This window comes from Hylemonella gracilis str. Niagara R (genome assembly GCF_000600295.1).
Classification (GTDB): Bacteria; Pseudomonadota; Gammaproteobacteria; order Burkholderiales; family Burkholderiaceae_C; genus Hylemonella; species Hylemonella gracilis_A.
In genome coordinates, this window is the sequence record NZ_JEMG01000001.1 from 525,953 (window position 1) to 534,669 (window position 8,717).

Consider the following 8,717-nt stretch of genomic DNA (forward strand, 5'->3'; position numbering starts at 1 on the left):
GCGCCAGTTTCTTTTCCTCTTTCAGGAGAGCTTTGATGACCCTTCCATCGAATCTTCAAAACATCACCTTGCCGGTGGTCGGCATGGACTGCGGCGGCTGCGTGCGCAGTGTGGACAAGGCCTTGCGCGCCCTGCCTGGCGTCGGCGAGGTGAATGTCTCGCTTGATACAGCCCAGGCCGTGGCGCAGATAGACCCGGCCCGCGTCACCCGTCAGGCGCTTGTGACCGCGATTGAAGACGCGGGCTTTGACGTACCGGCGGCGCAATCGTGATTCAGACACTGGAGTTGCCGGTCGCCGGCATGGACTGCGCTGCCTGCGCACGCAAGGCACAGCGCGCGCTGATGCGGGTGCCAGGGGTTCAAAGCGCCGACGTTTTGCTCACTGCGGAGAAAGCCGTCATTCAATTCGATGCCGGCTTGGCGACAGCCGATGCGCTGCGGGCGACGATCGAGAAGGTTGGCTTTTCCGTGCCCCAAGCCGTGCCTGCCGCGGCCGAAGCACCATCCGGGCATCTGCTGGAAGCCAAGGCGCTGCAACGTCAACTCTTCACGATCCTGGGCATCCTGTTCGGAACGATTCTGTTTGTGGTCGTGATCGGCGAAGGCTTGGGCTTGTTTGAAGAGCTCACGAGCCGCGTGCCGATGTGGCTTGGCGTGCTGGTGGTGCTGGCTTTCGGCTATCCCATCTTCCTGGACGTGCTCCGCAGCGCATTGCGGCGCGAGGTGACCAGCCACACCCTGATGACCGTGGGGGCTGTCGCGGCCTTGGCCATTGGCCAGTGGGCCACGGCCGCCATCGTCGTGTTCTTCATGCGGATTGGCGAATTCACGGAGCGCCACACCAGTGAGCGCGCCCGCAAACTCCTCAAGGAGATGACCGCGTTGACACCGCAGACAGCGCGTGTACTGCGTGAGGGCGTGGAGCGCGAGGTTTCGATTGAAGCCGTGGTGCCTGGTGATGTCGTCATCGTGCGCCCGGGTGAGCGCGTGCCCGTGGACGGCGTGGTGCTGGAAGGGCAGGCGACGTTCGACCAGGCCGCCATCACCGGCGAGAGCATGCCGGTGGAAGTCGAGGTCGGCGGCAAAGTGTATGCGGCCACCTTGGCGAAGCTGGGCTACGTCAAACTGAGCGCTCAGCGTGTTGGCCGCGACACCACTTTCGGGCGTGCCTTGCAACTGGTCGAAGACGCCGAGGCCAATCGCGGCCGGGTGCAACGCGTCGCCGATCGTTTCAGCGCTTGGTATTTGCCGGTGGTGGCGACCATCGCCTTGCTGACCTGGTGGCTCAGCGGCAACCTTCTGGCCACCGTGGCCGTGCTCGTCGTGGCCTGCTCATGCTCGTTTGCGCTGGCCACGCCCATCGCGATGATGGCGTCGGTTGGCGCCGCCGCCCGTCAGGGTCTTCTGATCAAGGGCGGCAAGGTGATCGAGGCGCTGGCCCGCTGCGACGTGATGCTGGTGGACAAGACCGGTACGCTGACGACGGGGCGGCCGCAGGTCACCGATCTGGTGTCGCTGAACCAGCATGACGAAGCCGAGTTGCTGCGCCTGGCCGCCACGGCCGAGCGCCATTCGGAGCATCCATTGGCCGAGGCGGTGCGGCGGTTTGCCATGGAGCGGGGTACGGCAGCACTTGAGCCAGAGCAATTCGAATCCCTGCCCGGGCATGGCGTGCGTGCCTTGGTAGGTGGGAAGACGGTGGAGATCGGCAACGACAGAATGCTGAAAACCTGGACGGATGCCCACGCCGTGGCCGAGATTGCGCAGCGCTTCGAAGCCCAGGGAAAGACACTGTTGTTCGTCGCCGTGGATGGGCGAGTGGCCGGATTGTTCGCGGCGCAAGATACCTTGCGTCCGGAGATCGCCGAGGCGATGGTGGCGGTGCGCGCCGCGGGCATCAAGCAGATCGAACTGTTGACCGGCGACAACGAGAGGACGGCTGCCGCCATTGCCAGTCCACTCGGCCTGGCGTGGCGCGCCAATTTGCTGCCGGAGGACAAGATCGGCATCGTGCGCGAGTTCCAGCGGCAAGGCCATCGCGTGGTGATGGTCGGCGACGGTGTCAACGACGCCCCGGCATTGGCGCAGGCTGATGTGGGCATCGCCATGGGTGGGGGCACGGACGTGGCGATGGAAGCCGCCCATATCGTGCTGATGCGCGAGGACTGGCGACTCGTGGCCGAATCGGTACGCATCGCCACGCGAACGATGCGGGTGGTGCGTTCCAATATCGGCTTTACTGCTCTGTACAACCTTCTGGGTTTGTCGCTAGCGGCTTTTGGCCTGTTGCCACCGATCTACGCGGCAGCGTTGCAGTCGATCCCGGATATCGGCATCCTCGCCAACTCGTCGCGGCTGATTCGCGTTGGGGAGGCCAAGCATGACTGAAACGACAACTGCTGATCATGGCCGCGCAACTTGGACACTGTTGTTCGCTGCATGGCTCATTGCATTGCTGGCGTCGCTCGTGGTGCTTTTTGTCGGTGAAGTCATGGGGCAGGCACCCTGCAATTTATGCTGGTTCCAACGTGCTTTCATGTTCCCCTTGGCCATCGTTCTCGGTGTGGCGAGCTTGCGCGCCGACGCGGGGGGCTGGCGTTATGCGCTGCCATTGGCCGGTGCCGGCCTGTTGGTGGCGGGCTTCCATAGCCTGCTTTACCTGGGATTGATTCCCGAGCGCATCACGCCTTGTAGCCAAGGCCTATCGTGTACCAGCGCTGACATGACCATCCTGGGCGGTTTGCCATTGCCCATGCTGGCGTTGGTTGCCTTCGGCGCCATCGCCGTTTTGCTTTTTCTGGCTCGTTCAAGGACTTCTTCATGACCCGACGTACCGTTATCGTCATCCTCACGGCATTCATTGCCGTGGCGGCCTTTGTTACGGCCGTCTTTCTCTATCAGCGCCACGAGCGGCAGCAAGCTGTTCAACAAGCTGCGGCGCAATTCGGCGTCATGGTGCGGTCTCATTCGCCCGTTGTCGGGCCGATTGCCGCTCCGGTCACCATCGTCGAATTCTTCGACCCTGCCTGCGAAGCTTGCCGGGCCTTCTATCCCTATGTCAAACAGATCCTCGCAGAGTGGCCGCGCGAGGTGCGCCTGGTGATTCGCTATGTGCCGTTCCACCGGGAGCCTTCGGTGATCGGGGTGCAGATCTTGGAAGCAGCCCGGGCGCAAGGACGTTTCGAACCCATGATGGAAGCCTTGCTGCAATCGCAGCCGGTCTGGGCCAGTCACAGTGCGCCGACAGCCGATCGGGCTTGGCAGTTTGCTCGCGCCGCAGGACTCGACATGGAGAAAGCCCGCGCTCATGTCGCGTCGGGCGACGTTGAGAAGGTGTTGAAACAGGATGTCGCCGACCTGACTGCCGTGGGCGTGCGCGCGACGCCGACCTTCTTTGTCAATGGAAAGCCATTGTCGGAACCAGACCCGCGCGTATTGCGTGAGTTGGTGAAAAGTGAAGTTGAACGAAGCCGCAAAGCACCATGAATCCATTGCCTTTCCTCTCTCCGGGTGCATCGCGAATTGCACGTCGAACCTGCTTGCTGGCCGGTGGCGCTTGGCTGGCAACCGCTCTGGCAGGTTGTGATCGAGCCAAGCCTAGCTACAAATCCATCGACCTCACGGGAGCGGATTTCGGTCGCGGTTTTTCCTTGCAAGACCCGGAGGGTCGTACGCGCACGCTCGAAGATTTCCGAGGGCGTTATGTGATGCTGTTTTTTGGTTTCACCCAATGCCCCGATGTATGTCCAACAGCGCTGACTCGGGCTGTCGAAGTGCGGCGCCTGCTGGGTGCAGATGCCGAGAAGCTGCAAGTTCTGCTCGTTTCGGTCGATCCTGAGCGTGACACGCCGGAGCTTCTCCGGAACTACACCGCGAATTTCGATCCCAGTTTCATCGCCTTGCGCGGGAGCATGCAGGCGACACAGGACGTCGCCAAGGAATTCAAGATCTATTATTCCAAGGTGCCCGCGGGAAGCTCCTACACGATGGACCACACGGCATTGACCTACATCCTGGATCCCAAGGGGCAACTGCGTTTGGCGATCCGGCACGAGCAGTCGCCCGAGGACGTCGCGACGGATCTGCGCACGCTGATCAGCGCAGGGTGACCTGATGTTTTCAGAGAAACAATTTGTGGAGCCATTGCCATGAAGATCGGTGAGTTGGCCCTCAAGGCCGAATGCGACGTGCAGACGATTCGCTTTTATGAGCGGGAGGGATTGCTGCAAGCACCGGCAAGGGAACCATCGAACCACCGTCGTTATGTCGGGAACGATCTTGAACGCTTGCGCTTCATTCGGCACTGCCGCTCACTCGATATCCCACTGCCTGATATCCGCCAGCTACTGGCTTTTGCAGCGGAACCTTCGCAATCGTGCTCCAACGTCAATGCCTTGCTGGACAAGCACATTGCGCAGGTCAGGCAGCGTCTCAAGGCACTCCGCGACCTGGACCGACAGCTCGTGGCACTGAGGGCAAGGTGCGATGGTGACGCCTCTCATGAGTGCGCCATTCTTGCGTCTTTCATGGATGCATCGAGCCCGTCATCCTCTGCGAGCCACGCTGGTGCCTAGAAAGGCTTCGACAAAGGTACGATCCTGCTGACGCGTGGTGAGGTAGCAGCATGACTGGAAAATTGCATTGGGAACAAATTTACGGCACCAAAGCTCCGGACTCGGTGAGCTGGTATGCCCCGCATCTTGTGGAGTCTCTCGGCTACATCGAGAAAACCGGTGCACCGAAGTCTGCCGCGATTCTGGATGTGGGGGGCGGAGAGTCCACACTCGTGGACGATCTGTTGAACGCAGGCTATGACAACGTCGCGGTTCTCGACCTTTCGGAAACGGCACTTCAGGTTTCAAAACGGAGATTGGGCAGTCGTGCGGACGGTGTCAGGTGGCTTGCCGCGGACGTACTGCGGCATTCGTTCACGCCGCATTCCATCGACGTTTGGCATGACCGCGCGGTGTTTCATTTCTTGACTTCATCAGCAGATCGGGACGCGTACGTCCAGCAGGTGCTGCGCACGCTCAAGCCTGGCGGGCACTGCATCGTAGGCACGTTTGGTCCTGCAGGGCCGGAGCGCTGCAGTGGTTTGCCGGTGCAGCGGTATGACGCCGGCGATTTGCACGGCGAGTTCGGTGGGCGTTTCCAGCTTCTTGAGCATAGCGTCAGCACCCATATCACTCCGTGGGGTAGCGAGCAGCAGTTCGTTTATTGCTATTGCCGGTTGGAGCACTAGCTCATCCAGCGTGGCGCCCTATCTCTTTGTTGCTGCTGATTGTGGAATTACGCTGGAGCCTGAGTGTGCTGGCCTACGACTTCAAGTGCGTTCTTGGCATCCTGGGCTTCGAGAGGACCATGAAAGCGATGCGCCTGCCAGGCGCATAGGCGCCCACTGCTATCGCCTGGGAATGAACCCGCTACCCAACGTTCGCCCCGGACCACGGTGATGAGTCGCAGACGCGCGCGGCAAACTCGAAAAACCACTGGGTGAGCTGGCTACGGCCTTGTCCAGTGAACTCTCCGTGCGTTATCACACGGCTTCGCTTGTTTCCGTCCCGGGTCAGCGGCGTTGGCGCGGTGGCACGTCCTCGTCCGCCTCAGCCTGGGCCAGCGTGATGCCCATCCACTGCTGCAGGTCGTCCCACATGCGGCGGATTTCCACGTTGCGTGGCGTCAACTCAGCGCTGACCAGCTCCACCGTCACCACGGGCATGCCCTTGTGCACGCCCGCGTAATGCCCCAGTGAGCCGGGGAACACGCCCAGCTGATTCAAGGTCAGGCGCCCGAGCTTGCGCGGTGCTTCCTGCGGGCCGTCGAAATCCAGCACGCCGTAGGGTGCGTGGATGGTGACGATCAGATGCGGCCGGAAGCGCTGCATCTCCTCGAACAAATAACGCGATTCCGGCTCGCTCAGGGGTTCAGGACCGGGGTAACGACGCGGGTCCTTGCGCGTGCGCACCGTCCAGTAGTGCGTGGCGTCGTGCGTCCAGTTGGGCGTGGGGAAGTTGCGGTTCAGATCTACCCCGTTTGCATTCATGCGGCGCACCGGCCGGTCGAACAAGCCATCCGGGCTCAAGGCGGGAATGAAACGCCAGAGGATGCCCCGCTCCGGCTCGCCCTGCGCGTACTGGATCCAGTGCAGGGGCACGGAGGCCGACGATGGCTCATCTCCGTGGGTGCCGCCGATCACCAGCACGCGCAGGCGCTGTTCCGCGGTGAGCGCCACGTCGCGCACATAGATCGGCCGACCGCGCACGCTGCGTCCCTCGCTCGGCCGTAACTGGGCGGCTTCGCACAGCGCCCAGGTCACGTTCGGCAGCCGCATCCAGAATTCCTCGCAGACCTTGCCCTTGCGCTGCTCCAGCGGTGGCGGCATGTCGCGCTCCACCAAAGTCGCATACGGCGGCGTTGCCGGTGGCACCGGTGCCGGCTGCACGTCCGCCTGCTGAGCCCCAACCCACCCCGGCATGACCAGCGTGGTCAGGGCCGATGCGGCGGCCCACAAAAAGAATGCGGGCATCCGCCCTGCAAGGCGGCCTGCGCCTGTCCGGCTCCAAAAGCACATGGCTGAATTCTAGAACCCGCCCCGATGTCCCCACAGCCTCAGAGTTTTCCGGCGCCTTTCAAGCGCAAGTCCAGATAGCACTCGATGGCTGAGGCGCTCCAGGTGCTGCAGGAAATGGGCTTGGGCGTCGCAAGTCTGAACCAGGGATATGGACATGCGTTTGATCTCGTGGTCGATGCGGTGATCGGCTCCTTCGAGGCCATAAACCTGCCCCTGCGTCAGATGCTGACGCGCTAGGTGGACTGAGGCCACATACCTTGAATGACTGCTTCACGTGTCAGTCGTCGTTCGCTGAGGCACGCATGAAAGACGGCAAGCAGCCTCAAGCCGATGCTGCATTGGCAACGGCGGGAGTGCAAGAAGGATGCAACCGGTTGCTGCCGTTCGTAGCAACCCCATGACAGCGCGGGCACAGACTGAAGCAGCAAGTCGACTAAATCTTGCAGTTTCTGTATTTGACTGACGCCCAGTCAGATCGGAGTCAGCTGGCTAGTGAGGGATAGAAATTGCAAACCTTGCGAGACGGTTTGCGTAACTTATTGATTTTGAACGACTCAAATTGCAGAATCAATTGTCGGATTGCAGACTCAATTGTTCCCGACACATGAAGTGTCTTTCCAGTGTGTGTTGGTTGAGTGGCGTGTGATTGCCTTGCGGCAGGACGAACTTTGCGCCCAAAGCCTGAACTTTCGGCATAATTTAGTACACAGTATTTTGCTTGGAGTACAAATTGGCCGACAGGCTCGCCGCTCTCTTCACCCACTTCGCTGTAACGCCGCGCACCTTTCACAGTGGGCCGCTCTGCGGGATCAACAGCCTAGGCACCGAGGAGGGGCTCGGTCAGCTGCATGTGGTGCGCGAGGGGCAAGTCGATGTGTTCCATGGGACCAGCGCGCCTGTGCGCATCACGGTCCCCACCTTGCTGCTTTACCCGCGGCCCGTCCCGCGACGGTTCGTGACCGACGCAACCGTCGGCGCCGACATGGTCTGCGCTGACTTGCGCTTCGAGGGTGGGGCGGTGAACCCGGTGCAGGCCGCCCTGCCCGACCACGTGTTCATCCCGCTGGAGCGGCTGGCAGACAGCCAGCCCGTGCTGGCTCTGTTGTTCGCCGAGGCTTCCAGCGACAAATGCGGCAGACAGACCCTGCTCGACAGTCTCTTTGAAGTCCTGCTGGTGCAAGTGTTGCGTGAACTCATGGCGCAAGGTCAGATCGGTTCCGGCATGCTGGCGGGCATGGCGCATCCGAAGCTGCGCAAGGCCGTCACCGCCATGCATGACGAGCCGGCGCACCCCTGGTCCTTGGAGGAACTGGCGGAGCAAGCGGGGATGTCCCGCACCGCCTTCGCCAGCAGATTCAAAGAGGTCGTGGGCGTGACACCAGGCCAGTACCTGCAGTCATGGCGACTCGGTCTGGCGCAAAAGCGGGTATACCAAGGCATGCCCATGCACCTGGTGGCCGAAGAGGTGGGTTATGCCGACGATGCAGCGCTCTCCAGGGCTTTCAAGGCACACACGGGCCTCTCGCCCAGGGACTGGCGCAAGCGACAACCGCATTGGACGGGCCGGTCGTAGTTCGCGATGTCCAGCCTTCCCGTCGTGCCATGTGGACCTGATCGACCATCCCCACAGCCGAGCCGCCGCTGATCTGAAGCCTGTTCCTGAAAGGAGCAGGCCTTTTTATTTCTGTCCTGGAAACAGCTGGTTACCTTATAAAGCGTGCACTCTCGCGAGCATTCGTTGGGGCTTGATAAGATTTCTTCTCATTCGTGAGACAAGGCACACCTGAGCGAAAGCCAGGGTCGCAAAGCTACCGGTCTAAGTCGAACAGACATGACAGCGGGGTTGCCAAGCTGCGGCAATGGGGCGTACAGCCCTGAACAGCTTGCGGGGTGCGCTTGGTGCGTGGCCTCCCTCCTTCTTCTGTCTCTGTTCTTTTCCGGGTTTGCGGGTTTACTTGTCTCCGACAGGGGCATGCTGTGTTCGTCTTCGCCTGAGGGCGGGCGCACTGCATGAGTTGGGAAGAGCAGGGAGAGAAGCATGAAACGCTCAGCGCTGGGTGTGTCGTACGGATTGGCTTGTGTGGGGAAGGCCATCGTCAGGCCATGGACTCACCATTACCACGGGGAACAGGACCGCCGCCTCGG

10 protein-coding genes and 1 riboswitch are annotated in these 8,717 nt (G+C 61.5%); of the genes, 9 read left to right on the top strand and 1 reads right to left on the bottom strand.

Annotated features, from left to right (window positions below; translation table 11 throughout):
* Nucleotides 1-35 precede the first annotated feature (35 nt).
* The 7 genes from AZ34_RS02450 to AZ34_RS02480 are packed head-to-tail and all read left to right on the top strand — an operon-like array spanning nt 36 to nt 5,243.
* On the top strand, nt 36-272 hold the full coding sequence (locus AZ34_RS02450) for a heavy-metal-associated domain-containing protein (protein WP_035604429.1): 237 nt from the start codon (nt 36-38) through the stop codon (nt 270-272).
* Nucleotides 269-2,389, top strand: a complete 2,121-nt coding sequence (locus tag AZ34_RS02455) for a heavy metal translocating P-type ATPase (RefSeq protein ID WP_197026487.1) — start codon at nt 269-271, stop codon at nt 2,387-2,389. Before AZ34_RS02450 ends, AZ34_RS02455 begins: the two co-directional genes overlap by 4 nt.
* Nucleotides 2,382-2,825: a disulfide bond formation protein B gene (locus tag AZ34_RS02460; protein ID WP_051509469.1), complete on the top strand. Its 444-nt coding sequence runs from the start codon at nt 2,382-2,384 to the stop codon at nt 2,823-2,825. The genes AZ34_RS02455 and AZ34_RS02460 overlap by 8 nt, the downstream gene beginning before the upstream one ends.
* On the top strand, nt 2,822-3,487 hold the full coding sequence (locus AZ34_RS02465) for a DsbA family protein (protein ID WP_035604432.1): 666 nt from the start codon (nt 2,822-2,824) through the stop codon (nt 3,485-3,487). Before AZ34_RS02460 ends, AZ34_RS02465 begins: the two co-directional genes overlap by 4 nt.
* Nucleotides 3,484-4,110, top strand: a complete 627-nt coding sequence (locus AZ34_RS02470; RefSeq protein WP_035604435.1) for an SCO family protein — start codon at nt 3,484-3,486, stop codon at nt 4,108-4,110. Before AZ34_RS02465 ends, AZ34_RS02470 begins: the two co-directional genes overlap by 4 nt.
* 39 nt (nt 4,111-4,149) lie before the next feature.
* Nucleotides 4,150-4,575: a Cd(II)/Pb(II)-responsive transcriptional regulator gene (gene cadR, locus AZ34_RS02475; RefSeq protein ID WP_035604438.1), complete on the top strand. Its 426-nt coding sequence runs from the start codon at nt 4,150-4,152 to the stop codon at nt 4,573-4,575.
* A 50-nt stretch (nt 4,576-4,625) separates the two neighbouring features.
* Nucleotides 4,626-5,243 carry a class I SAM-dependent methyltransferase gene (locus AZ34_RS02480; RefSeq protein WP_035604440.1) on the top strand — a complete coding sequence of 206 codons (618 nt, stop codon included), beginning with the start codon at nt 4,626-4,628 and terminating at the stop codon, nt 5,241-5,243.
* Between the two features lie 324 nt (nt 5,244-5,567).
* Here the strand turns inward: AZ34_RS02480 and AZ34_RS02485 are convergent, their stop codons facing one another.
* The gene (locus AZ34_RS02485; RefSeq protein WP_231495442.1) at nt 5,568-6,527 is read right to left on the bottom strand and encodes a M14 family zinc carboxypeptidase; all 960 of its coding nucleotides are present in this window, start codon (nt 6,525-6,527) and stop codon (nt 5,568-5,570) included.
* 129 nt (nt 6,528-6,656) lie between these two features.
* Here AZ34_RS02485 and AZ34_RS18160 point away from each other — a divergent pair, with 129 nt between their 5' ends.
* Both AZ34_RS18160 and AZ34_RS02490 read left to right on the top strand, forming a co-directional pair.
* Entirely contained in the window at nt 6,657-6,809 is a 153-nt protein-coding gene (locus tag AZ34_RS18160) for a hypothetical protein (RefSeq protein ID WP_155831699.1), read from the top strand.
* A gap of 493 nt (nt 6,810-7,302) precedes the next feature.
* Complete coding sequence (locus AZ34_RS02490; protein ID WP_035610671.1) at nt 7,303-8,145, top strand: AraC family transcriptional regulator; 843 nt, start codon at nt 7,303-7,305, stop codon at nt 8,143-8,145.
* A 193-nt stretch (nt 8,146-8,338) separates the two neighbouring features.
* Nucleotides 8,339-8,423: riboswitch (cyclic di-GMP riboswitch) on the top strand.
* Nucleotides 8,424-8,717 lie beyond the last annotated feature (294 nt).

Coding starts and splice junctions, on each gene's coding strand:
- AZ34_RS02450 (WP_035604429.1), top strand. CDS start 36: ATGACCCTTCCATCGAATCTTCAAAACATCACCTTGCCGGTGGTCGGC.
- AZ34_RS02460 (WP_051509469.1), top strand. CDS start 2,382: ATGACTGAAACGACAACTGCTGATCATGGCCGCGCAACTTGGACACTG.
- AZ34_RS02465 (WP_035604432.1), top strand. CDS start 2,822: ATGACCCGACGTACCGTTATCGTCATCCTCACGGCATTCATTGCCGTG.
- AZ34_RS02470 (WP_035604435.1), top strand. CDS start 3,484: ATGAATCCATTGCCTTTCCTCTCTCCGGGTGCATCGCGAATTGCACGT.
- cadR (WP_035604438.1), top strand. CDS start 4,150: ATGAAGATCGGTGAGTTGGCCCTCAAGGCCGAATGCGACGTGCAGACG.
- AZ34_RS02480 (WP_035604440.1), top strand. CDS start 4,626: ATGACTGGAAAATTGCATTGGGAACAAATTTACGGCACCAAAGCTCCG.
- AZ34_RS02485 (WP_231495442.1), bottom strand. CDS start 6,527: ATGCCCGCATTCTTTTTGTGGGCCGCCGCATCGGCCCTGACCACGCTG.
- AZ34_RS18160 (WP_155831699.1), top strand. CDS start 6,657: ATGGCTGAGGCGCTCCAGGTGCTGCAGGAAATGGGCTTGGGCGTCGCA.